The sequence below is a fragment of the Marinobacter sp. ANT_B65 genome (assembly GCF_002407605.1).
Classification (GTDB): Bacteria; Pseudomonadota; Gammaproteobacteria; order Pseudomonadales; family Oleiphilaceae; genus Marinobacter.
In genome coordinates, this window is the sequence record NZ_NXGV01000002.1 from 80,405 (window position 1) to 103,843 (window position 23,439).

The 23,439-nt window shown below is 56.0% G+C and carries 22 protein-coding genes; 13 read left to right on the top strand and 9 right to left on the bottom strand.

Going from position 1 to position 23,439, the window contains the following annotated elements; translation table 11 throughout:
• Positions 1-17: 17 nt before the first annotated feature.
• On the top strand, positions 18-2,003 hold the full coding sequence (locus CPA50_RS10505; RefSeq protein ID WP_096782481.1) for a ribonuclease R family protein: 1,986 nt from the start codon (positions 18-20) through the stop codon (positions 2,001-2,003).
• A gap of 15 nt (positions 2,004-2,018) precedes the next feature.
• On the opposite strand, the gene CPA50_RS10510 is transcribed toward CPA50_RS10505, so the two are convergent.
• A complete protein-coding gene (locus CPA50_RS10510; RefSeq protein WP_096782482.1) occupies positions 2,019-2,912 on the bottom strand; it encodes an acyltransferase in 894 nt (297 codons plus the stop codon).
• Between the two features lie 12 nt (positions 2,913-2,924).
• Between CPA50_RS10510 and CPA50_RS19455 the strand changes: the two genes are divergently transcribed.
• From CPA50_RS19455 to CPA50_RS10530, 5 genes are all read left to right on the top strand, one after another.
• The gene (locus CPA50_RS19455) at positions 2,925-3,071 is read left to right on the top strand and encodes a hypothetical protein (protein WP_179397207.1); all 147 of its coding nucleotides are present in this window, start codon (positions 2,925-2,927) and stop codon (positions 3,069-3,071) included.
• A 21-nt stretch (positions 3,072-3,092) separates the two neighbouring features.
• Entirely contained in the window at positions 3,093-4,004 is a 912-nt protein-coding gene (locus CPA50_RS10515; protein WP_096782483.1) for a LysR family transcriptional regulator, read from the top strand.
• A gap of 223 nt (positions 4,005-4,227) precedes the next feature.
• Positions 4,228-5,451 (top strand): Bcr/CflA family multidrug efflux MFS transporter, encoded by a 1,224-nt coding sequence (locus CPA50_RS10520; protein ID WP_096782484.1) that lies wholly within the window; start codon positions 4,228-4,230, stop codon positions 5,449-5,451.
• A 111-nt stretch (positions 5,452-5,562) separates the two neighbouring features.
• Positions 5,563-6,060 (top strand): thiol peroxidase, encoded by a 498-nt coding sequence (gene tpx / locus CPA50_RS10525; RefSeq protein WP_096782485.1) that lies wholly within the window; start codon positions 5,563-5,565, stop codon positions 6,058-6,060.
• A gap of 273 nt (positions 6,061-6,333) precedes the next feature.
• Positions 6,334-7,626 carry an MATE family efflux transporter gene (locus tag CPA50_RS10530; RefSeq protein WP_096782951.1) on the top strand — a complete coding sequence of 431 codons (1,293 nt, stop codon included), beginning with the start codon at positions 6,334-6,336 and terminating at the stop codon, positions 7,624-7,626.
• On the opposite strand, the gene CPA50_RS10535 is transcribed toward CPA50_RS10530, so the two are convergent.
• Positions 7,612-8,037: a thioesterase family protein gene (locus tag CPA50_RS10535; protein WP_096782486.1), complete on the bottom strand. Its 426-nt coding sequence runs from the start codon at positions 8,035-8,037 to the stop codon at positions 7,612-7,614. The two genes, CPA50_RS10530 and CPA50_RS10535, sit on opposite strands and share 15 nt — an antisense overlap.
• Before the next feature lie 207 nt (positions 8,038-8,244).
• On the opposite strand from CPA50_RS10535, the gene CPA50_RS10540 reads away from it, so the two are divergent.
• On the top strand, positions 8,245-9,882 hold the full coding sequence (locus CPA50_RS10540; RefSeq protein WP_096782487.1) for an MBL fold metallo-hydrolase: 1,638 nt from the start codon (positions 8,245-8,247) through the stop codon (positions 9,880-9,882).
• Positions 9,883-9,927: 45 nt separating this feature from the next.
• Here CPA50_RS10540 and CPA50_RS10545 read toward each other — a convergent pair whose 3' ends face one another.
• On the bottom strand, positions 9,928-10,086 hold the full coding sequence (locus CPA50_RS10545) for a YqaE/Pmp3 family membrane protein (RefSeq protein WP_096782488.1): 159 nt from the start codon (positions 10,084-10,086) through the stop codon (positions 9,928-9,930).
• Between the two features lie 224 nt (positions 10,087-10,310).
• Between CPA50_RS10545 and CPA50_RS10550 the strand changes: the two genes are divergently transcribed.
• Both CPA50_RS10550 and CPA50_RS10555 read left to right on the top strand, forming a co-directional pair.
• Complete coding sequence (locus CPA50_RS10550) at positions 10,311-11,738, top strand: succinylglutamate desuccinylase/aspartoacylase family protein (protein WP_096782952.1); 1,428 nt, start codon at positions 10,311-10,313, stop codon at positions 11,736-11,738.
• Positions 11,739-11,785: 47 nt separating this feature from the next.
• Positions 11,786-12,706, top strand: a complete 921-nt coding sequence (locus CPA50_RS10555; RefSeq protein ID WP_096782489.1) for a DMT family transporter — start codon at positions 11,786-11,788, stop codon at positions 12,704-12,706.
• Between the two features lie 28 nt (positions 12,707-12,734).
• Here CPA50_RS10555 and CPA50_RS10560 read toward each other — a convergent pair whose 3' ends face one another.
• On the bottom strand, positions 12,735-13,928 hold the full coding sequence (locus CPA50_RS10560) for a MalY/PatB family protein (protein ID WP_096782490.1): 1,194 nt from the start codon (positions 13,926-13,928) through the stop codon (positions 12,735-12,737).
• 128 nt (positions 13,929-14,056) lie between these two features.
• On the opposite strand from CPA50_RS10560, the gene CPA50_RS10565 reads away from it, so the two are divergent.
• The 3 genes from CPA50_RS10565 (at position 14,057) to CPA50_RS10575 (ending at position 18,506) form a co-directional block, all read left to right on the top strand.
• Positions 14,057-14,944: an AEC family transporter gene (locus CPA50_RS10565; protein ID WP_096782491.1), complete on the top strand. Its 888-nt coding sequence runs from the start codon at positions 14,057-14,059 to the stop codon at positions 14,942-14,944.
• A gap of 41 nt (positions 14,945-14,985) precedes the next feature.
• Positions 14,986-15,876 (top strand): prenyltransferase, encoded by an 891-nt coding sequence (locus CPA50_RS10570; RefSeq protein ID WP_096782492.1) that lies wholly within the window; start codon positions 14,986-14,988, stop codon positions 15,874-15,876.
• A 128-nt stretch (positions 15,877-16,004) separates the two neighbouring features.
• A complete protein-coding gene (locus CPA50_RS10575) occupies positions 16,005-18,506 on the top strand; it encodes an acyl-CoA dehydrogenase (protein ID WP_096782493.1) in 2,502 nt (833 codons plus the stop codon).
• Between the two features lie 180 nt (positions 18,507-18,686).
• Here the strand turns inward: CPA50_RS10575 and CPA50_RS10580 are convergent, their stop codons facing one another.
• Positions 18,687-19,637, bottom strand: coding sequence for a LysR family transcriptional regulator (locus tag CPA50_RS10580; protein WP_096782494.1), 951 nt, complete (start codon positions 19,635-19,637; stop codon positions 18,687-18,689).
• Between the two features lie 123 nt (positions 19,638-19,760).
• On the opposite strand from CPA50_RS10580, the gene CPA50_RS10585 reads away from it, so the two are divergent.
• The gene (locus CPA50_RS10585; protein WP_096782495.1) at positions 19,761-20,699 is read left to right on the top strand and encodes a DMT family transporter; all 939 of its coding nucleotides are present in this window, start codon (positions 19,761-19,763) and stop codon (positions 20,697-20,699) included.
• Here the strand turns inward: CPA50_RS10585 and CPA50_RS10590 are convergent.
• The 4 genes from CPA50_RS10590 to CPA50_RS10605 all read right to left on the bottom strand — a co-directional run bounded on the left by CPA50_RS10590 (position 20,677) and on the right by CPA50_RS10605 (position 23,429).
• Complete coding sequence (locus CPA50_RS10590) at positions 20,677-20,976, bottom strand: hypothetical protein (protein WP_143750740.1); 300 nt, start codon at positions 20,974-20,976, stop codon at positions 20,677-20,679. The two genes, CPA50_RS10585 and CPA50_RS10590, sit on opposite strands and share 23 nt — an antisense overlap.
• A gap of 150 nt (positions 20,977-21,126) precedes the next feature.
• Positions 21,127-21,711 carry a gamma-glutamylcyclotransferase gene (locus tag CPA50_RS10595; protein WP_096782497.1) on the bottom strand — a complete coding sequence of 195 codons (585 nt, stop codon included), beginning with the start codon at positions 21,709-21,711 and terminating at the stop codon, positions 21,127-21,129.
• 22 nt (positions 21,712-21,733) lie between these two features.
• Positions 21,734-22,357: a MarC family protein gene (locus CPA50_RS10600; protein ID WP_096782498.1), complete on the bottom strand. Its 624-nt coding sequence runs from the start codon at positions 22,355-22,357 to the stop codon at positions 21,734-21,736.
• A 118-nt stretch (positions 22,358-22,475) separates the two neighbouring features.
• On the bottom strand, positions 22,476-23,429 hold the full coding sequence (locus CPA50_RS10605) for a transglutaminase family protein (protein ID WP_096782499.1): 954 nt from the start codon (positions 23,427-23,429) through the stop codon (positions 22,476-22,478).
• Between the last annotated feature and the right edge of the window lie 10 nt (positions 23,430-23,439).

Consider the following 23,439-nt stretch of genomic DNA (forward strand, 5'->3'; position numbering starts at 1 on the left):
TTCAGCCAGGTTAACCCATGCTCAACGCCGACGCTCTAAACCAGTTGCGCCAGCTAAAGTCTGACATTGAGGAAAGCAAAGTCGTTTTCCCGGGGACAGTCAAAGCCACTAACGGCCGTTTCGGATTCGTCGTTCTGGATGAAGGGCGGGACGTATTCCTGCCTCCGGAAGAAATGCAGAAAGTGCTTCCCGGAGACCGGGTCAATGTCACGGAACAGGAAGTGGCAAAAGGAAAAACCCAGGGTGTGGTGGATGGGCTGATCGAAAGCCGGCTAAACACCTTTGTCGGGCGCTATCTGGTAAAGGGCAAAGGGCATTTTGTTGTGCCGGAAACGCCCGGAATCAATCGCTGGATTTTTATCCCGCCGAAAGAACGCATGAATGCACAGCCAGATGACTACCTGTACTGCTGCATTCACAAACATCCGATTCATGATGGCAAAGGCCAGGCGAAAGTACTTCGGGTTATCGGCAAAGCCGGTGAACCGGGTATTGAACGCGCACTTACTCTGGCCACTTTCGATCTGACGGACGCCTGGCCGGATCCTGTCATGGAGCAGGCAGAAAGTCTCGACGAAGCCGCCATCGAGGCTCATGAGGCCGGCCGGGAAGACCGTACCGACCGGGCATACGTCACTATCGACAGCCCCGCCACTCAGGACATGGACGACGCACTACTGGCTGAACCCAATGCCACAGGCTGGGCTGTATCCATTGCCATTGCAGATCCATCAGCCGTCATTGATCCGGAAAGCGCAGCAGACCTCGAAGCCTTCAACCGGGCTACCGCAATCTATTTCCCGGGCGAACCACTGCCCATGCTGCCCGACTCCATAAGCACCCGGCTGTGCTCGCTGATGCCAGACGTGAAGCGACTGGCCCTGGTTTGCGATCTGCAGGTCAATAACGATGGAAGCCTGGGCGACTACAGCTTTCATCAGGCAGTCATCCGTTCCCGGGGCAAGTTAAGCTACGATCTTGTCGCGAACCTGATAGAGGGCCGCGAAGACGAAGACATCAAAGCTCTGCCGGACGCAGTAGCCAACAGCCTGGACCAGCTCCACCAGGCTGCAACCGCTCTGCGAAAATGGCGGAGTGAATATGCCCTGTTAAGCGGCGACCGGCCTGAATTCCGGCTCCGGCTGGATGAAAACCGGCGCATTCGCAGCATTGAGCCTTCGGTACAGAATGAAGCCCATCGCCTGGTAGAGGAGTGCATGGTTGCAGCCAACCGCTGCGCTGCGGATTTCCTGACCCGGCAGCCGTCTGGTCTGTTTGTTCAACACCCGGGGATCCGCAACGATCGTACAGACAACATTCGTGCCCTGATTGAAGGCTACGCGCCGCATCTTGCCGATATCGATGCCACAACTCCTGAAGGTTTTCAGGCATTAATGAAGCAGACCTCTGAACTGGAAGCGGAAGTGCCGGTAAAAGGCATCATTTCCCGCCAGCTGGCCCGTGCTGAGCTTGCGTTCACTGCGGCTCCGCATCAGGGCATGGGGATCAAGGCATACACGACATTTACGTCGCCCCTGCGCAAATACTCCGATCTCTATGTGCACCGCCTTATCAAAGCGGCCCTCTGGGATTCTCCAGTCAAGGCATTAAGCGATGAACAGCTGATGATACTTCAGAATGCCCAGTTCAAAGCCCGCCAGGCTGCCAACAGTCTGGAAACCTGGCTCCGGAGCGACTTTGCCAAAACGCTGGGCGAAGAACCCATGGAGGGCGTGATCAGCCGGACAATCCCCGCTGGCTTTTTTGTACGCCTGGAAAGTAATGGCCTGGAAGGCTTTGTCAGCTGCAAGGATCTGGACGGCAAGTACAGTTTCGATCCGGTTACCCTGCGCCTTGTTCACAACAAGAACGGTCGTATCTTCCAGTTGGAACAGGAAGTAAAAGTACGTTTTTCAGGAGTGGAAGAAGAGCGCCGGCAGGTCAACTTCAAGCTGGTTGAAACTGATGAAAGTATGATGGAGAAGGACGCCAGCCTGGGCTGACGTCCTTCCTGAGCGCTATGGACGAAGCATTTCGTCCAGGCGCTTATCCTTCGCCTGCCATTGATCCGCCAGCCAGTCCTTCACATTCCTGCGATGCTCAGCATCTGTTGAATAGTCCCTGCCTTTGAGGTGCTCGGGAATATCCACTGTGTGGATTTCCATCTTGATCTCCTTCACCCGACCACAGATGAAATCCCAGAATGTAGGTGCTCCGCCGGGGTATGCAATAGTTACATCGACCAGCGTCTGTATTGAGTCGCCCATGGTATCAAGAACGAAGGCGGCACCGCCGGCCTTCGGTGTCAACAGGTGGGTATAGCGCGATTTCTGTTTGTCATGCTTGGCTTGGGTAAAGCGCGTACCTTCAACAAAATTCATCACGCTGACCGGCGTATAGCGAAACTTCTCACAGGCAATACGGGTTGCCTTGAGATCTTCTCCCCGCTTCTCCGGATGTTTAATCAGGTACTCCCGGGTGTACCGCTTCATAAACGGGAAATCCAGCCCCCACCAGGCAAGACCAATAACCGGTACCCAGATGAGTTGCTGTTTAAGGAAGAATTTCAGAAACGGCGCCCGACGGTTGAATACCCGCTGCATGGCCAGAATATCCACCCAACTCTGGTGGTTGCTGAGCACCAGATACCAGCTTTCACGCCGGAGGTTTTCGGCACCTGAAACCTGCCACTGGGTTTTATGGGTCAGTTTCATCCAGGCGGTATTGCACGCAACCCAGGATTCGGAAATCCAGATAATGACCCGGGTGCATAAAACCCGGAAGCCCTTATGGGGTATAACCAGTTTCAGCAGCGCCGGAATGTATAACAACAGACACCAGAAAAGGGTGTTGATTCCCAGCAAAATGGAATTGAGTACGCCGATAATGGGAGCGGGGAGGAAGCTGAGCATGCGGTTCCTGTTGTGATTATTTGGCCAATGATGGGCAATCATACCAATCACCACCGGCTATGGGCAGTGGCCAATGGTGACCAGATAGCCAACCCGAAGTTACAGGGTGCCAGAGCAGAGCGTGCAGATTGGTGTGAAGCCAGGTTCCGGGAAGAGTGATTCTGAATTACACTGCCATCCATGAACCTTATCGATACATTCAATCTTGATGTTCGCGCACTTCACACCTTTGTCACCGTTCTTGACGAGGGCAGTGTCTCCCGGGCGGCGATCAAGCTGGGGGTCAGTCAGTCGGCGGTCAGCCATACTCTGGAGCGCTTGCGTAACGCTTTTGGCGATCCGTTGTTCGTCAAATCCGGACGCGGCATTGCGCCCACACAATACGCGGTTCAGGCCGGCCCCCATGTGCGTCAGATTCTCGACGATATGCACTCGCTGGCTTCCGGCCCGCCATTCGCGCCGGAAACCACTGAGCTGACCTTCACCGTTGCTGCCAACGATTACGAAAGGGATCTGCTGTTGCCACCGCTGATGCAACGCCTGCGGCAACAGGCGCCGGGCATTATGCTTCAGGTGATTGCTTCCGGGATTCCCAGCGCCGACATGCTGCGCAAAGACGCCTGCGACCTGATCATTTCGCCCCATGCTCCGGAAGCCACCGATATAATGCAAAGAGGCCTGATGGGTGATCGAATGGTGGTGTTCTATGACCCTGAACAAAGGGATGCACCTGAGAATGTAGCCGATTACCTGAAGGCTGATCACATCTCTGTGATGTTCGCCAACGGCGAAAAACCGGCTCTTGAGGCTGGCCTCACAGCCCGTGGACTGAGCCGCCGGAACCTGGTCACTGTCTCCAACTTTTCCGGGCTGTCGGAGTTTCTCCGTGGCAGCGACATGCTTGTTACTGCGCCTGAGCGCATGAGCAAACACTTACTCCGGGACTTTGCTTCTGTTCCCCTGCCCTTCAACCTGAAGCCTTTTACCCTGCTGATGGTATGGCACCGTCGCAACCAGAATGACCCTGCTCACCACTGGCTGAGAAACCAGGTGAACGCAGTCGCAGCCACCATGAACGGCCTTAACGAGTAATTCATCAATTTTGTTCATATATCCTATGAGCAGCACTGCCGTTATTTTTCAGTGCGACAACCCCTAGAATCCATTCCAAAGTTGACCGCAGGTGTGGGGTGAGCTTTCCAAAACACGCTCCTTACGGCACATCCATGTGACGCTTGGGCTCCGCCATCCATGGCTCCGCACAGTTTTGGAAAGCTCACCCCACACCCGCTACCCTCAAATAGCTGGACGTTAAATGCTCGCACTAACCAGTATATGGACCACCATACTACTAGCCGCCGCCGTCGCACTGGGGCCTCTGGCCACCGATATGTATCTGCCTGCGCTGCCACAGATCGGCAGTGATTTCGGCACCGGTACCAGCCAGGTTCAGTTGACCCTGAGTCTGTACATGGTCGGCTTTGCCATCGCGCAACTGGTATGCGGCCCACTGGCAGACCGCTTTGGCCGCAAACCAGTGATGATTGGCGGTTTCGTGCTGTTTGCTATCGCCAGTATCGGTTGTGCACTCGCCAGCAACATAGAAACCCTGATTCTTTGCCGATTCCTTCAGGCACTGGGTGGGTCGGCAGGCCCGGTTCTCGGGCGGGCTGCTATCCGGGATATCTATACCCCCCGGGAGGCCGCAAAAATCATGGCACTTCTTGCCAGTATCATGGCCCTGGCGCCTGCCGTAGCACCAACACTCGGCGGCCTGATGGTAGCCGGGCTCGGCTGGCACTCTATTTTCCTTGTGCTGGGCGCCTATGCACTGATCATGGCCCTGGTCGTGACTTTCGGTATCCCTGAACCCATGCGCCCGGAATACCGCCAACCTTTACAGCTCGGCAGCCTGCTGCGGAACTATCGCGCCATAGGCACCGACATCAGCTTTCTTGGCTACACACTGACCAATGCACTGATATTTTCAGGGCTGTTTGCGTTTCTCTCGGGTTCCTCGTTCGTACTGATCGATTTTCTTGAAGTGCCACCTCAGCAGTTTGGTCTGTATTTTGCCGGCATAGTGGTTGGTTACGTTACAGGTAACCTGTCAGCGATTCGCCTTGGCAGCCGCCTGACTCCGGATCAGATTCTGGTACGCGGGCTTATTATTGCCGTCGCAGCTGGCAGCCTTATGGTGGCTCTGGCACTGGCAGGGGTGTTCAGTGTGTGGGCAGTCATACTGCCTCAGGCACTGTTTATGGCGGGAACCGGAATGGTTATGCCCCAGACCATGGCGGGAGCCATGGCCAACTTCCCACGCATGGCCGGCTCGGCTTCAGCGCTGTTCGGCTTCGCCCAGATGGCCGTCGCAGCAGGAGCTGGCATGCTTGTAGGCCACTTGCATGACGGAACCTCATTAGTGATGGCCACAGTTATTGCCATCTGCGCCATTTGTTCCCTCGCAAGCTACAGGCTGCTGGTTCAGCGCTATCCCGCTCCCGGATTCGAGCCGCAAGTGGTATCCGGGCAGTCGTAGCCTTTCAATATAACCGTGGGGGATGCAAACTCATCCAGGATGAACTAAACAGAGTAAGCTGTTTATGAACATTTCCGGATCACTATTTCCGTACCACGAAAGGAAAAACCCATGAGTACAGTAACCCTCGACGGCAACCCTATTGAATTAAGCGGCAAGTTTCCGCAGAACGGCGACACAGTACCCTCTTTTACACTCACCAACAGTGGTCTTGAAGAAGTAACACTCGACCACTGGGCCGGGAAACGCAAAATCCTGAACATCATCCCCAGTATCGATACCGGGGTGTGCGCCGCCTCCACTCGTAAGTTCAATGAAAAAGCCGGAGCCTTGGATAACACTGTTGTACTGGTTGTCTCCGCCGACCTGCCATTTGCTGCAGCCCGTTTTTGTGGCGCAGAAGGCCTGGAAAACGTCATCACACTTTCGTCCTTCCGGAACTACAGTTTCCAGCAGGACTACGGAGTTGGCATTCAGACCGGACCGCTGGCCGGCCTTTGCGCCCGCGCAGTGCTGGTGCTGGATGCAGACAACAAAGTTCTCCACAGCCAGCTTGTCGGTGAAATCAAAGACGAGCCCGACTACGAGGCAGCGCTGAAGGTTCTCTGATCAGGGCTCCGGAGCAACATCAGGAAATTCTGGAGGAAAAGCCGCTCTGCCCGAAGCCTTTTGGGTAGTCCGGCCTCCCCGGACAGTGCATTGCCAGGGATGGCAATGCCAGGCCCCCACAGATATGTTCACGGCGTGTCTGAGAGTCCCGCCCTATAGGCCAACTTCAAAGTAAACCTGTTAGACTTCCGCCCCAAACCCAGACCAAGGCGTCAGCCCAAACCCGTGAGCAACACCACCCAAACCGCCAGCCTGTCCCGCCAGCTCTACACCATGACCTGGCCCATGCTGTTTGGCGTGCTCTCACTGATGACTTTCCAGCTGGCCGACAGTGCTTTTATTGGCCAACTCGGCCGCGACCCGCTGGCCGCACTCGGCTTCACACTCCCCATGCACCAGCTCATCATCGGTCTGCAGGTCGGCCTAGGGATCGCCACCACCGCAATTATCTCGCGGACACTCGGTACCGGTGATGAACTGCGGGCATATCGCCTCGGTGGTCTGGTCATAACCGTTGGCAGCATGCTGGTCTTTTTACTCTGTGCCAGCCTGTGGCTCCTGCAAAATCCGATCATGACAGCGCTTGGCGCAGACGACACCCTGCTCCCCCTGATTCGCAGCTATTGGATGCCCTGGCTGCTCTCCGCATGGTTTGGCGCATGTATCTACTTCGGTTACAGCATTTGCCGCTCCCACGGTGACACCAAACTGCCCGGCTATATGATGGTCGCCACAAGCCTCACCAACATAGCCCTGGATCCACTGTATATTTTTGTTTTTGACTGGGGACTTCCCGGTGCTGCCTGGGCCACAGTTACGTCTTTTGCAATCGGCTGTCTGTTTATCTATCCGAAACTTCTGAAGCGTGGCTGGGCCCGCTTCGACCTGCGTGAGCTCGCCTTGGGCCATGCCCTGAGGCAACTCAACAGTATTATGGCTCCAGCCATGGTCAGCCAAATGATGCCACCCGCGTCTTCCATGCTGGCAACCACCATGGTTGCCGGTTTTGGCTCGGCTGCGGTTGCAGCCTGGGGGCTGGGCACACGCCTGGAGTTTTTCTCCATTGTAGTGGTGCTCGCATTGACCATGTCCCTGCCCCCCATGATCGGGCGCATGCTGGGCGCCGGCGACATCGAACAGATCCGCAAACTGGTACGCCTGGCTGTGCGCTTTGTGGTGATCTGGCAACTGGCCATCGGCCTGCTCTGGCTGGTCGCCTCTGGCCTGGTTGCCGAATTGTTTACCAGCGACGATGAAGTTCAGAAAATTCTTGGGGGTTATCTCTTGCGGGTGCCGCTTAGCTACAGTGGTCTGGGGGTTTGCATGCTGATGGTATCTGTATGCAACGCTCTTGGCCTGGCCATGAGGGCTTTACTGGTTGCAACTCTGCGGCTGTTTCTCTGCTTCCTGCCATTGTTGTGGCTGGGCAGCCAGTTCGGCGGCCTGTACGGCCTGATGAGTGGCGCCCTCGCAGGCAATCTGTTCGCCGGAGCAATGGCCTACAGTTTCTACCGTACCGGCATGAAACAATTGCGTACAGGGGCAGGGAGTTCAGTTAAAACGTGACCGGAAACTCTCTGGCATGGGGATCATCTTCTTGGCCTGGTAATCAAAGAAGACAAACCCGTATTTCGCCAGGGCAACAGGCTGGCCGCTCTCGGCCTTGGTTACCCGGAACACAAAATCGCCACCATATTTATTGAAATCCATCGCTCCCACTTCAAAGCGCAGTACTTCCGGAAAGAACGACTCCGACTGATACATTGTGGCCAGATCCGTCAAAATCGTGCCCTCACCACCGAAATCACCATCCGGCATGTCGCAACTTATCAGAAACCGGGCTCGCGCCTCAGAGAGCATCGAAACCAGGGCATCGTTACCCAGGTGATTGGCGCCATTGATGTCGGTGGTTCTCACCTGTATACAGGTTTCGAAACAGAATACATCGTCGGGAAAAGAGAGTTGAATTCGGGCCACTTCAGGTACCTGTCTGGCAAAGTGTCGGGAGCAGAAACGGATGATACGCTGTTGTACTCAGGTGTTCACCTCAAGATCTTGTCGTAAAAATCGGTTATCTTCGTTTCTGGTCTTTTAGCGCTGACTTCTGCCTTTACGAGCCAGATATGGCTTTCATGGCAGATCCAGAAGCATGCGGAGGTTACGGTTTTGAATAATAAGAACTCTATGGATATTCGCCCTGCGGCAACCCTGGCACTGGTTCGGGATACTCGGGACGGTATTGAGATATTACTGTTGCAGCGTACCTGGGACGCCGTATTTCTACCCGGCTATTACGTTTTTCCCGGCGGCGCAGTAGACCAGCTGGAAGCCCGGGGGCGCGAGCATGCTGCCGGACCGGAAGACACTGAAATCAGTCATACCATGAGCCTGAGCGAAGGCGGCGTGGATTACATGCTGGCCGCAGTCCGTGAGTGCTTTGAAGAGGCTGGCGTATTGCTGGCAGTCGATACAGAGCAGCGCACAGTCAGCGGCGACCACCCCGTCCATGATGATCGCGAGGCAGTATTCAGAGGTGAATTATCCCTGGCTGAACTGTGTCAGCGGCATGAGCTGACAATCCCTCTGGACAGGCTCGCTTATCTGAGCCACTGGATTACGCCTCCTGGCCCTCCCCGGCGCTTTGACACCAGGTTCTTCGTAACGACAGCTCCGGAGAATCAGCCTGTCAGCCATGATGGTGAGGAAACTATCAGCCACGTGTGGATCAGCCCGGCACAGGCACTGGAAGAACATCGTGCCGGATTGCGGTTAATGACCCTGCCGACCATAAGAACCCTTCGGGTTCTGCGAGACTTTGATAGCGTCGAAACCCTGATGCGTTATGCCTGGGCCAACCCTCCTGAACCCTATCCAAGCCAGCCGTGGCCGGCCATCCAGCGTGGCAAACCTGTGATTCTTGAGCCCGGAGCCCCGGCCTATGATGAGGCCGCCAAGCTGGATCCGGAGGGTGAAGGCACAACAAAAGCCGAGATTATTCCCGGTGAGCCCGTCGAAATTGCTGCCGGTGTCATCCGCCTTACAGCGCCCAACCCCAGCGTGATGACCGGCCCTGGCACCAATACCTACATTCTGGGCCACGAGCGCTTTACCGTGCTGGACCCGGGCCCCGACCATGCCGGACACCTCAACCGGATACTGGAAGTAACAGGCGGGAAAATTGACTCCGTCGTTGTCACTCACACCCACCTCGACCACTCCCCTGGCGCCCGGGTCCTGAAGGAAAAAACCGGATGTCGGATATATGGCCGGCCGGCACCGGCCGGAGCATCACAGGACCAGACGTTCGCGCCAGATGAACAACCTGAACATGGCGACCTGATAAACACCGATGCCGGTGCGCTGACAGCGCTGTACACGCCCGGGCACGCTTCGAACCATCTTTGCTTCGTACTCCGGGACCAGCAGTTGCTGTTTTCGGGTGATCACATCATGCAGGGCTCGACGGTGGTCATAAACCCGCCTGACGGTGACATGAAGGCATACCTGGAATCACTCTATGATCTGCTCACAGAGCCTGTCCGGTATATAGCACCGGCACATGGTTTTCTGATGGGACACCCGGAAGCAATTATCGACTACCTGATCACTCACCGACTGGCCAGGGAGCACAAGGTGGCAAGAGCCCTGGAAAAGCTGTCACCTGTGAGCCTGAAAGACCTGACAGGCAATGCCTACGGTGATGTACCAACGGCGATTCACGGAATCGCCGCTCGGTCCGCACTGGCCCACCTGCTGAAGCTGGAGGCAGACGGCCGGGCCGTACAGAACGAAGGGCTCTGGCGAGCGACATCAACAACCTGAGTGTTTCAGCCGCGCCAGCGTGGCAGGTGCAGCGCCTGCCACGTTTTATTTTTTAGCAATAATGTAGACCGCATGAACGATGCCGGGGATATAGCCAAAAAGAGTCAGCACTATGTTTATCCAGAAGTGTTTCCCAATACCTTCTTGCAGGAACACACCCAGGGGCGGTAACAAAATAGCAATAAGAATTCGCAAAAGGTCCATATAGTTCACTCCCGCTGTCGCGGTATAACTGACTTGCCGGCAGACGTAATTTCTGCAGGTTGATTTAGCCAGTGATTTTACGCAGATTCGCCTGCAATTCATGGCCACACTATGAACATGGCATTAAACCTCTGTTATCGCCATATTCTTGACCACCCGTCGGCCTTTACCATTGGGCTCTTGTAGATGCCCCGTGAGGAATCATGCCGTTTTACAGGTTGAACATGCTGACCGATATTCGAACCTTTCTTTTCCTGCTGATACTGGCGACATCTCCGGCCAGTGTTCTGGCGGATTCGCCCACGAGCAAGAAACCGCAGGAGTCCTCGCGGGAGATTCTGCTGGCAGAACTGGCGGAAGACGAAGACGTCGAGGATGTAGAGCGTTCTGAGCCGCTGCGCGGAACCGGAACCTCCCTCCCTGCGCCCCTCCCCGGCCCGACACTCAGGAAAACGGCACCAAAACCGGCGCTGGCACCCCAGGCAAGCCCCAAAAACGTAGCGCCCAATATTGATCTTAAAGAAGTCGCGCCAGCACCGGCCCCGGAACCACCCAAAGATCCTGGCGTTCCGGAGAACACAGACAATAACAGGCAGGAGACCAGCGAAACCGGGGAAAACAGTGAGCCTGCTTCCATAACCGAGTCCCCGGAGCAACAAGCACCCGAGCCAGAGGCCGAAGAACCACAACGCGCCGGCAATCTGACCCTGCTTGGCAGTGAAGTTCTGCCTGGCACATCAACTCGTCTGGGCTGGTCATCCGGCATCCAGATTGCAGGTCTCTCCCAGCCCACTCCGGTATTGGTAGTCAACGGTGTCAATGCAGGCCCTACCCTGTGCCTGACCAGTACGATTCATGGCGATGAGCTCAATGGTATCGAAATTATCCGCCAGACCATGTACGACCTTGATCCGGAAAAGCTGAGCGGCAGCGTGGTGGGCATTCCTATCGTGAACCTGCCCGGCTTCCAGCAGGGCAGCCGTTATCTTCCGGACCGCCGTGACCTGAACCGACACTTTCCCGGCAGCGCAGATGGCAGCCTGGCCGATCGCATAGCACACTCACTTTTCGAAAACATCATCCTGCACTGCGACATGCTGGTAGATATACACACCGGCTCATCGAAGCGCACCAACCTGCCTCAGCTTCGCGCCGATATGAACAACCCTATGGTCGCTGAATTTACCCGGGGCTTTGACCGTATGGCCGTGGTTCACAGCAGCGGATCACCGGGCATGCTTCGTACCGCAGCAGTCAACGCTGGCATTCGCGCAGTGACCCTGGAGGCCGGCGAGTCTCATCGCATTCAGGAACACCAGATTGATGCCGGAGTAAACAGCCTGGCCAGTCTGATGGAAAAACAGGGCATGATTTCCCGGATGTTTGTATGGGGGGATCCGGAGCCAGTGTATTACGACTCGGCCTGGGTAAGAGCAGACCATGGTGGCATTCTGTTCAGCAAAGTGGACCTGGGCGCAAACGTGTCTGAAGGTGAAGTTCTTGGCTATGTCGCAGACCCGATCACCAACGCCCAGTACCCGGTCCATTCCAGCAGCGATGGCCGCATAATCGGCATGGCCGTTGATCAGGTAGTTATGGCTGGATTCGCCGCCTACCACATCGGTACAAAGGCAAAAGTTCCGGGAGAGTAGTACCCTGTCGTTTTTTACGCTTTCGCGAATAATCGACAGGAGTTAATGTGTCTTCAGAGAATAGTCCGGTCAGGTCCGCCATTCTTACCTATACGGGGCTGGTTCTGACCCCCCTTTTCTGGGCTGGCAATGCTGTGGTTGCACGGGGCACGGTTGACAGCATACCGCCCCTGTCCATGGCATTCTGGCGCTGGATGATAGCACTGGCCATCCTGCTGCCTTTCGCTCTTCCAGGTATCTGGCGCCATCGCGCTGTTATTCGTCAGCACCTGGGTTCAATGCTGGTACTTGCAGCTCTCAGCGTCGGCGCTTTCAACTCACTGTTATACCTTGCAGCAGTTACTACCACAGCTACTAACATAGCGCTTATAAACGCCACCATCCCTATTTTTGTGTCTCTGCTGGCCTGGATGCTTCTGGGCGATCGCACCCGCCCGGTTCAGGTACTGGGGATAGGCATGGCCATCTTTGGCATTCTTGCCGTTGTTGCGCGGGGGGATCTATCTGTACTCACGAGCCTGGAAGCCCAGCCGGGCGATCTCATCATGGTGGCAGCCGTACTCAGCTGGGGCCTGTTTTCCGTATTGCTGAGGCGCCAGGCTGTCCCTCTCCCCGGGTTTACCTTTCTCAGCACCCAGATTCTGCTCGGAACACTGGTTATTCTGCCGTTTTACCTGGGGGACCTGCTGTTCTTCTCAGGCGGCTTTGAGGTAACCCGTGGCACCGCTCTGCCGATCGCTTTCTTCGCGATCTTCCCGGGGATTCTGGCCTACGGTTTCTGGAACTACGCAGTACACAGGATCGGACCATCGCGAGCGGCCATTTTCATTTACCTCACTCCGGTTTTTGCCTCGGTTCTTGCTGGTATATTCCTGGAAGAGTCACTGGGGTTATTCCATATGGTTGGCGGCGCGTTCATTCTTGCAGGGCTGCTACTCGCCACCCGGGCAGGGCGACAAGCAACTTAGACGTGATAGAACACGCCCCTATAACAAGCTAAGTGGTCTGCCGGTTACCAGGCAATGCCGCTTCTATTCGCTGCAGAGCATCGGCAAGCACAGCCCTGGGGCAGCCGATGTTGAGCCGCATGAAGCCACTTCCCTGCTTGCCGAATGAGATGCCGGGGTTCATGCCCACCCCGGCGTCCTCTACAAAAAACCGTTTCAGGCCGGCGTCATCCAGCCCCAGGCGGCGACAATCGAGCCACATCAGATAGGTTCCTTCCGGCACCAGCGCCTGAATCCCACGCAACCGGGTGTCTACTGTTTCCAGCACAAAATCGCGGTTCTTCTGCAAATACGCCATCAGGTCATCCAGCCAGGGCGCACCATAGCGGTAGCCGGCTTCGAAACCGGCAATACTGAACGGATTACATTGCGGCAGGTGCAAGGAATCGAACACCGCTTTTATGGCATTGCGCTGCTCCCTGTCCGGTATTACCAACGCGGACAATCCCAATCCGGGGATATTGAAGCTCTTGCTCGGCGCAACCGCCGTTATCAGGGCATCGTCTGGCCCCGCTAATGTGCCCAGCATCCGGTGCGCGGGCTTATCAGAAAAAGTGAGGTCGCAGTGAATTTCGTCGGATATCACCGTCAGCCCGTGACGACGGGCAATTTCCAGCACAGCTCTGAGTTCCTGTTCTGACCAGACGCGGCCGACCGGGTTATGGGGCGAACACAGCATCAGGAGCTTCGCATCCGGGCGCGCAGCGCAGACTTCCAGATGCTCCAGATCCATCCGGTATTGCCCGGTTGCATCGTCACACATCAGCGGATTTTCAATCACTGACCGGCCACTAAGCTGAATGGAGCTGAAAAATGGCGGATACACTGGCGGCTGTATGATTACGCCTTCCCCCGGGGCAGCATAAGCCATACAGGCAGCGTGCAGAGATGGCACAACCCCGGGCGCCATCAGTATCCACTCGCGCTGGATTTTCCAGCCATGCCGCTCACGAAACCAGTCAATTATTGACAAAAACAGACTGTCCGGAAACAGGGTATACCCGTAAACAGGATGCGCCGCCCGCTCCAAAAGTGCCCGGGTAACGGCCTCTGGCGCGGCGAAATCCATATCCGCCACCCATACCGGGATGACGTCGTCACGACCGAATACCACCCCGCGGGCATCAAACTTTACCGAGCAGGTGTTTTCCCGGGCGATAGGCTGATCAAAAGAATCTGTCACAAGACACTCCACAGTCGGTTAGCAATCGGGCTCCACTGGTTACTATAATACTTGCCGAAACGCCCGGATACTTGCGAACCTAACGGTTTACTACGTAAACCTCCCCCGGCGCCCTTTTGGAGTCTTGAATGATTGGCCAGATCCTGTCCACCCTGTTACCCGTATTTCTCATCGCCGGCTGTGGCGCTCTTTATGGACGGTTCCGCACACCGGACATCCGGGGTCTTAACGTTCTGAATATGGAACTTTTTGTTCCTATGCTGGTGTTTAGCGTACTGGCCGACCAGCAGGCTCCACTACAGGAGTATGCCGGGCTGGCGCTGGCCGCGGCGGTTGTTGTTCTGGGTTCAGGGATTATTCTGTATCCGCTTGCCCGGGTTCTCAACCTGAACCTGAAAACCTTTCTTCCCCCTATGATGTTCAATAACTCTGGCAACATGGGCCTTCCCCTGTTGGTTCTCGCGTTCGGTGAGGCGGCCCTGCCTGCTGCTATCGTTTTGTTTATTGTGGAAATGCTGCTGCACTTTTCTGTGGGCCTGTACATGCTTGACCCACACACCTCTGTTTTGAAGCGTCTGAAACTGCCCGTTGTGTTTGCGTGTATTGCAGGGCTGACCGTGAACCTCGCAGGCGTATCCTTACCGGGCTGGCTGTTACAATCCCTGAACATGCTTGGTGAAATCTGCATACCACTGATGCTGTTTACCCTGGGCGTGCGCATGCTGGATATCGACTTCAGCGACTGGAAACTGGGTATGCTCGGTGCCATCGCCTGCCCGGTCAGCGGTCTACTGCTGGCCTGGCCGATGATCCTTATACTGGACTTGCCCGGCCTTCAGGTGGCAGCACTCTGGGTCTTCGCAGCACTGCCACCTGCGGTGCTGAATTACATGGTTGCGGAGCAGTATCAACAGGAACCCCATAAAGTCGCCTCCCTGGTATTATTAAGTAATCTGGGGAGCCTTATTGTCATGCCGGTTGTACTTGGGCTGGTTTTCGCCGCTGATTACATCTGAAGCGGCTCTAACTACGATCAACACCTCCGAGGAAATAACAGATGTCTGAAGCCATTGCCGTGGTTCGTGCCTCCCGCCCCAATTTTCTGGTTCTTGCACCTCTGTGTGTCGGGCTAGGGGTTGCTGTAGCATGGCAACAAGGCTCCCCACCAGCACTGCTGGACACGCTTCTGGTTTTTGTTGGCGCCATTCTGGCCCATGCTGCGGTAAACCTGTTCAATGAGTACGAAGATTTCGTATCCGGGCTGGATATGATTACCACCCGCACACCATTTTCCGGTGGCAGCGGAGCGCTCCCGGAAACGCCAGATGCGGCAACCCGCGTGCTGGCTGCCGCCATAGGCACACTGGCCCTGGTTATCCTTATTGGTTTCTATTTTCTCTGGCAGCGAGGCCTGCCGATGCTCGTTCTGGGAGCCGCCGGGGTCACGCTGGTGCTTACCTATACCCGCTGGATTACCCGCTCTCCCCTGCTGTGCCTGTTGGCACCAGGAATAGGCTTCGGGCCAGTAATGATTCTCGGTACTCTGGTAGCGCTCGGAGCCAGGCTTGATGCTACAGCCATAACCGTATCCATTATCGGCCTGTTACTGGTGAGCGAACTGCTGCTGATCAATCAGATACCGGATGCGGAAGCCGATCGCAAGATAGGTCGCCGCCATCTGGTCATTACGCTCGGCACTCCCGCTGCCGCCCGGCTGGTATCCGCCATGTTTCTTTCAGGCTACCTTGTTGTGGTAACGGGTATTCTTGCTGGCTGGTTGCCATTGCCGTCTATACTGTCACTGGCAACTGCGCCCTTCGCACTCTGGCTTTCCCGGAGGCTGCCAGGTGCTATCAGCCAGCCAGACGCTCTCAACGTGTTGCTGGGCGCCAACGTAGCCATTCTTCTGGCCACGCTGGCCCTGCTGATTGTTGGTCTGAGCCTGTAAGGCTTGATCCAGAGGAGCAGGTGCAGCGACAAACAGCTACTCAGGCGCTGCCCTTGCATGTGCGGGGACTTTCGCCGAAGGTTAAACCTGACATTCTCTGATTTCATCCAAGATACGGAGGTCTGCCCATGAGTGTACTGTTCCTGCTTGTCAGTGCCCTGATTCTGATCTATCTGGGAGTTGGCGGCACCACCGCTGCTCTGGTGATGTCCATCGCCACTCTGGCGGGCCTGTTTCAGGATGAATGGCACCTTGCCAGCATTCTGTTTGGTGGCCTTTTTCTGGCACTGGCCCTGATCCTGGTTACCCCCAGCGAGCTGCGTCTCGACAAATTCAGCCGGCCCCTGCTGGGCTGGGTTCGCAACCGTCTTCCCAAGCTATCGTCCACCGAAGAAGAGGCCCTGAAATCCGGCTCAGTAGACTGGGATGGCGAGCTGTTTTCCGGCAAGCCGCAGTGGTCAAAACTTCTGGATGCGGAGCCTGCTCACCTGACCAGTGAGGAGCAGGCATTTCTGGACGGCCCGGTAGAAAAACTCTGCGCCATGCTGGATGACTGGAAGATAACCCACGAACACTACGACCTGCCGGACAAAGCCTGGAAGTTTATCCGTGAGAACGGCTTCTTTGGGCTGGTGATCCCGAAAGAAGATGGCGGCATGGGCTTCTCCAACACAGCCCATTCGGAAATCGTGATGAAGATTTCTACCCGCAGCGTTTCTGCAGCTGTCACCGTGATGGTACCCAACTCCCTCGGTCCGGGTGAGTTGCTGATGCACTATGGTACTGACGAACAGAAAAAACATTACCTGCCCCGGCTCGCCGGCGGCGAGGAAGTCCCCTGTTTTGCCCTGACCTCTCCCGTTGCAGGTTCTGATGCGGGCGCCATTCCGGACAAAGGCATTGTGTGCAAGGGCGAATGGAACGGCAAAGAGGTACTGGGCCTGAAAGTAACCTGGAACAAGCGTTACATCACCCTGGCCCCGGTCGCCACGCTTATTGGCCTGGCCATTAAGGTTTACGACCCGGAAAATCTGCTGGGTGACAATACCGACATAGGCGTAACCTGCGTTCTGGTTCCCCGCGAAACCGAGGGTGTCCATGCTGGCGCCCGGCACCTGCCAATGAACACTGTATTCATGAACGGGCCAACCTGGGGCAATGACGTTTTTATCCCCATGGATCAGGTTATCGGCGGACAGGACATGCTCGGCAAGGGCTGGACCATGTTGCTGGAATGCCTGTCCATCGGCCGCTCCATTTCTCTGCCCGCGCTGGGGACAGGTGCCGGTAAGGTTGCCAGCCTGGCGACCGGCTCCTACGCCTATACCCGGGAACAGTTTGGTCGTTCCATCAGCCAGTTTGAAGGCGTACAGGAAGCCCTGGAACCCATTGCCGGCTACACCTATATGATGGATGCCGCGCGCCTGCTGACTTCCGGCATGCTTGACCGGGGCGTCCGGCCTGCGGTGCCCTCAGCTCTGTTGAAATACCGCAATACTGATCTGATGCGGATAGTCATCAACCACGCCATGGATGTGGTGGCGGGCCGCGGTGTCATCACCGGCCCCCGCAACTTCCTGGCTCGTGCCTACCAGGCGGTGCCCATAGGTATTACCGTGGAAGGCGCAAACATCCTGACCCGCAGTCTGATGGTGTTCGGCCAGGGAGCCATTCGCTGCCACCCCTTTATTGTTGATGAAATTGCAGCCGCCGGTATGGAAGATGAAGATCAGGCTGCCAAAAAATTCGATGGCATATTCTACCGGCACCTGGCACACACCACACGCAACGCCCTCCGGGCTACGGTTCTGGGCCTTACCGGCGGGCTGTTTGAAACGGTTCCCAGACAGGGCGATATCAAGTCATCCTACCGCCAGCTGGCCCGGTTCTCAGCGGCGTTTGCACTCATGACCGATGTAACCCTGCTTTCGGTAGGCGGCGGCCTCAAAGCCCGGCAACGGCTATCTGGCCGGATGGCTGACTGCCTGGTGCAGCTGTATTACGCCACAGCGGTGATCAAGCAATGGCATGAAGAAGGCTACCCGGATGATCAGCGCCCGCTCGTAGACTGGTGCCTGCAAACCTGCCTGCGAGATCTGCAGCACTCCATGCGCGAAGCCATCATCAACTTCCCGGTTACTGCCCTGCGCTGGCCCTTGCGTTTACTGGTATTCCCGCTGGGTGCCACCGGCCTGAACGGGCCGGATGACAAGCTGGGAACCCGCGTGGCCGCCAGCATTGTTAAAGATACCCCACTGCGCCAGCGCGTCAGCCGTGGCGCTTACACCACCATGGATCCGGATGACCCTCTTGGCCGGGTTCTCAATGCCTACAAGCTGGCTAACGAAACGTCTGAGATGCGCAGCCGCCTGCACGATGCCATCCGCAATCGTGATGAAGACGATCTGGACGGTATCGCCTTGCTCATGGGCCATGAGCGCAAGGAACTGGTGGACTGGGCCTGTGCAGAAGGCATTGTGAAAGCCGATGAGTGCGACAAGCTACAAGAAGCACTGACAGCCCTGTACGACGTCATTCGGGTGGATGCGTTTGACGAAGAAGGTCTGAAAGCGCTGTCCCGGTGTGCCAAGGGCAAACGCAAAGTCGTTGAAAGGCCGGCCAAGGAATAACCCCTATCCTGCACTGGGCGTGCATCAGGCCTTGTGCACATGCTTTGGGGGCTGGAGCTTCTGAAAACCGCTGCGAGTACATCCCTGTACGCTTGCTCTTCGCTATCCATGGCTACGAGCATTTTCAGAAGCTCCAGCCCCCAAAGCACTCCAGGATTTCACGGGCCTGTTACACGTGGCTCATGGATCGCTGCGCAGCCCACCCATAATCGCCTCATCAACCAGCCAGCGGCGCAGTATCTGAATACCGCGTTCCCGCCTGCGGCTGGTTTTCCAGGCAAAGTAGAACTTGTCACCGGTTACTACCGAATGGCTGGGCAGGCGAACAAACTCTTCCGAGTCTTTTCTGGTGCTCAGCATGTAATCGTTGGTCAGGGCGATACCTTGATGAAAGCGCGCAGCTTCAAGGGCCAGCAGCATATGGCTGAAATGCTGAAGCCTGGCACCAGAAGGAATGGCCTCACCCTCTGCCCGATACCAGGCTTCCCAGTCTCCGGCAGCCATGTCGTAGATACTGTGAGTGGATAACAGGGGAAAACGGGCTATCTCGTCCATGGTTATAGCTGGTTCACTGCCGCCTGTTGGATCGGCCTCCCGCCCGAGTTCCCGGCGGATCCGTTGCCAGTAATCCTGGCTGCATACAGGGAAAAGCCGTTCTACGTACAAAAGCTCGTAACTGTAGGCCGATGAATTCCGGTGGATGGTGATAAAACAATCCGCTACCCGGTCAGACAGCACCGGATTTTCACTGCTCATTTCCAGCGCCAGTTCCACCTGAGGATGCAATCGCTGCAAGTGCGGCAGCCTGGGTACCAGCCAGCGCACGGCAAATGAGCTGAACACCGACAACCGTAACCGGGATTCCTCGTGCCCCAGCAATTGCTCACTGGCCCGCTCAATCTGCAGCAAAGAGGTACTGATGGCATCCAGATACTGCCGGCCTTCATCGGTCAGTGTCAGAGTTCGCCCACTGCGCCAGAACAGCTGTTCACCCAAATAGGTTTCCAGCTGTTTGATCTGATGGCTCACCGCGCTCTGGCTCACTGACAGCTCCTGGGCAGCCATAGAAAAGCTGTTGAGGCGACCGACGGCTTCGAATACGGGTAAAGCTTTTAGGGGTGGCAGCTTCATTATCTGTTTTTCTAATACCTAATGAACAAACATCATTTTATCACATATTAAAGACTAATTAGACTACGACTTCCACTCCCTGCGTGGGTGTTCTATTCATAGCCAGATTTCAGGAAAGAAGACATGTCAGGCAAAACCGTAAACAGCGCAATTCTTCTGCTAGTGCTTGGCAACGCTATGGCTTTGGTCTCGGACGTCTTTATCAAACTTCTGGAACCGGGTGCCCCGATTCTTCAGTTTGCATTCCTGCGCTGCCTGATCACTCTGGCATTCCTGTTGCCACTGGCGCGCAAAATCGACCGGAACAATCTGTTTTCGGGGTTCAGGGTACATGCAATACGGGCACACATTCACCTGGTGGGCTTACTTTGCATGGTTGTGGCACTGAGCAATTTGCCACTGGCAACGGCTAACGCGGTATTTTATGTAGCGCCGATTATGGTGATGGTGCTTTCCGTCCTTTTTTTCAGGGAATCGCTGACGCCACTGAGCGTGTTTGCGGTAGTCAGCGGTTTTTTCGGCATCATCGTAATCCTGCGCCCAATGGACTTCAACTGGGCCGCTATCGCTGCATTGGGGTCTGCCCTGGCCCTGGCAATCAACGCAGTTATGGTGCGTAAACTGCCCAAAGACCAGTCCACAGTGCACAAGTTGTTTCTCAATTATCTGCTGATGGTTCCCGCCTCCGGTTTGCTCGCTGCCTGGGAGTGGCAAAAGGGCGCCTCCTGGCAGCCGGAGGTTCTGTACATCGCGGCCGGATCTGCAGTGTTTATTCTGGTCTACAACATCACGGTTCTGCTGGCTTACCGGCAGGTGGATGCAAATCAGGTGACCAGTGCGGAATACACAGGCCTGATCTGGGCGGTGGCTATAGGCTGGATCTGGTTTAACGAAGTGCCGGACTGGTGGTTCCTTGTGGGCAGCATGATGGTTGTTGTGCCATTGGTGTTGATTGGGCTGAATCAGCGGCGCAAGGCGCCTGCCCGGGGGTTCAATCCGGTTCCGAAGCAAGATGAGCCTCGGAACCGGGCTGGCTCACTCAGTGCCGGGACAACCCTATGAGCACATGGGTGTCATAAATGATCCGCCCGATCCTGGCTTCTGGCGACAACCTGACTATGGTTCCTGGTTTGATGTGGTAAGCGCCCGAGTGGTGGTGACGCCATTTTTCCCGCTTGGCGCTATTGTGGCGATGCGCGTTATGAGTATGTTTCTGACCATGGTGTTGGTTGTAGTATTTTTTGGCATCCAGCCCATGCCGGCCCTTCTCATGCGCCATCGCCGGAACAGATGCCAACAACAACACCCCAACCAGGCTTCCGATCAACAATCGTTTCATGGTGATTCTCCCGTTGTGTTCAGAGGCATATCGCGCATCCAAACCCTGTGCCGGATGCCACAGAACCAGACTATCGAACCGGGAGAAAATGTCAGGACCTGGGACCGGGCTTTGCATCATCTTTACTCAAAACCACGTCCCCTTGACACTCTAGTGGCCGGAAATGTCTTTTTTCGCGGTACACCGGAGGTGGGATTCAATGGCAAAGGTATGTGGACAATCCGCCCCAAGTGTCCTTAACGACTCTGCAAGCCTCAAAAGATACTCCGCATTGGTGCCGCTAGGGCCCGAAGCAGAGGCAATCTGGCGGGCAATATCTGCATCCGGCGCATGACCAAGGAAGGCTTCGTTGTCTTCGGTAGCAATGTAGACCAGGCCCTTGGCCTGACCACCCTCGCCGAAGGTCAGGGTAGTATCCAGGCGCAGATAACCGTTCTTCTCCCGAACATCCAGATGTTCAAACACATTGGGCGATACCTTGAACGCCATACCTTTGCAGACAGCTCCGGGCTGTTCAATCAGAGTCACAACCCTCCCCGGAGCTTCCGGAGTTCCCCTGTGGTCGTGAGACCCCTGCCAGAAGCGGCGCGTCCAGCCTTCAATAGAGGCTGGGCGTTGCTCCAGAAACGGGAAGTCCACCTTGTAGATCAGCGAGCCATAACCAAACAGCCAGATCGATTCGATGCCGGAGAAATCGAAGCGCTGTCGGTTATGCTCAATAGTGTCGGCAGACATTGCGGCTCCTGCTGTGCAAGTTTCAGATATTGGCAATAAACCCGGTGATGCCGGTCAGTACGATTTCCGCAGCCATAGCCGAGAGAATAAGACCACTGATCTTGGAAAGAATATTCAGGCCGGTTTCACCCAGCACCTTTTCCAGGTATCCGGACAAACGCAACAAGACCGCCAGAATCAGCAGGCTGGACACCAGACCCAGCAAACCACCGGCAACTTCCGATGCCCTCTTGAGTTCCGCACCGTATACCAGAATAGCACCAATGGTGGCTGGGCCGATCATTACCGGAACGGCCAGTGGAACCACCGCAATATCGTCTCGATCCTCGTCGGGAAGGCCCGTTGCATGGTTGCGGGTGCCGCTGGTGACCAGGCTGATGGCGGTCAGGAACAACAGTGTACCTGCACCTATACGGAAGGAGTTCAGGGTAATACCAATAGCGCTGAACAATAGCGGGCCTGCAAAAAACAGGATAATTCCCATGATAGCTGCCGCGATGCAGGCCCGGCGGATAACGAAGGACTTCTCGGGTGCCGGCATCCCTCTGGTCAGGGCCAGGAACATGGTCACCACGAAAAACGGCGCCAACAGGAACAGAAAGCGGATGGTGCTGCTTATGTAGGTCGAGAAAAAAAGTTCAAACATCGCGGGTATTCCAGGGTTCAGGAAAGCCGCTAAGCATAGCTTGCTACAACATTCTCTGCCGTAAGGAAGTGGACGTATGAAACCCGTTTAAGCCCCGGATCAAGGCTCTTCGGTGCAGCTATCGGGACAGCTCTTCCAGATAGGTTCCACCGCTGGCATAAAGCGAAGCGAAATCTTTCTCGGGCACGACGGTGACCGCAATCTCAGGTTCGTGCTCCCCACCCCCAAGCAATACCCCTCGCATAGGCGTGATGTCTGAAAAATCCCGCCCCCACCCCAAAGTAATGTGCTCCAGTCCTGGCCAGAGTGCATTGGTAGGATCCAGTTCAAGCCAGCCAAAATCCGGAACGAAAACCGCCACCCAGGCATGGGTTGCATCAGCGCCAACCAGTCGTGCTTTGCCCTCAGGCGGGTGTGTGAGTATATATCCACTCATGTAGCGCGCAGCCAGACCTATGGATCTCAGGCAGGCAATCATGATGTGGGAGAAGTCCTGACACACGCCACGGCGCGCCTGAAACGCCTCTTCCACGGGTGTGAATGTTTCAGTTGCCGACGGATCGAAGCTGAAGTCGCGATGGATCTGCCTCATCAGGGCATCCGCCGCCTCCACCAGCGCCCTGCCCGGATGAAATGCGTCACGGGCATAGGCGGCATACCGGGAGTCAATGGGAACGTTGGGGGAGACAAACCGAAAGGCCGAGGCTTCCAGATGCTCCGGAGAGAATTTCCGGTCTGCACGATACCTGAGGCTGTCACGAACAGCCTCCCAGGCCACTTTCGCAATGTCTGCAGAGGGTTTCGGGCGATCACGCAGCTCCACCCAGAACTCGCTGGTTATCTTCAGATAATCGTGGTCAGCGGTGTAATGGATCGCGGTGATCCAGTTCCCGAAACTGTCCAGAAAGGTACGGCGCGCCGAGGGTTCGGGGGCAATGGCCAGGTGATGTTCAAGGTTTCTCTGCCACGGCAAGGTCCGTGGAGTAAGACGGAGCAGGTGGTGGGATTCACCTACCACCTGATCGTACTCGTACAGGGTCTCATGACGCACGTGATAGCGAACAAATGTCATGACGGCCGCC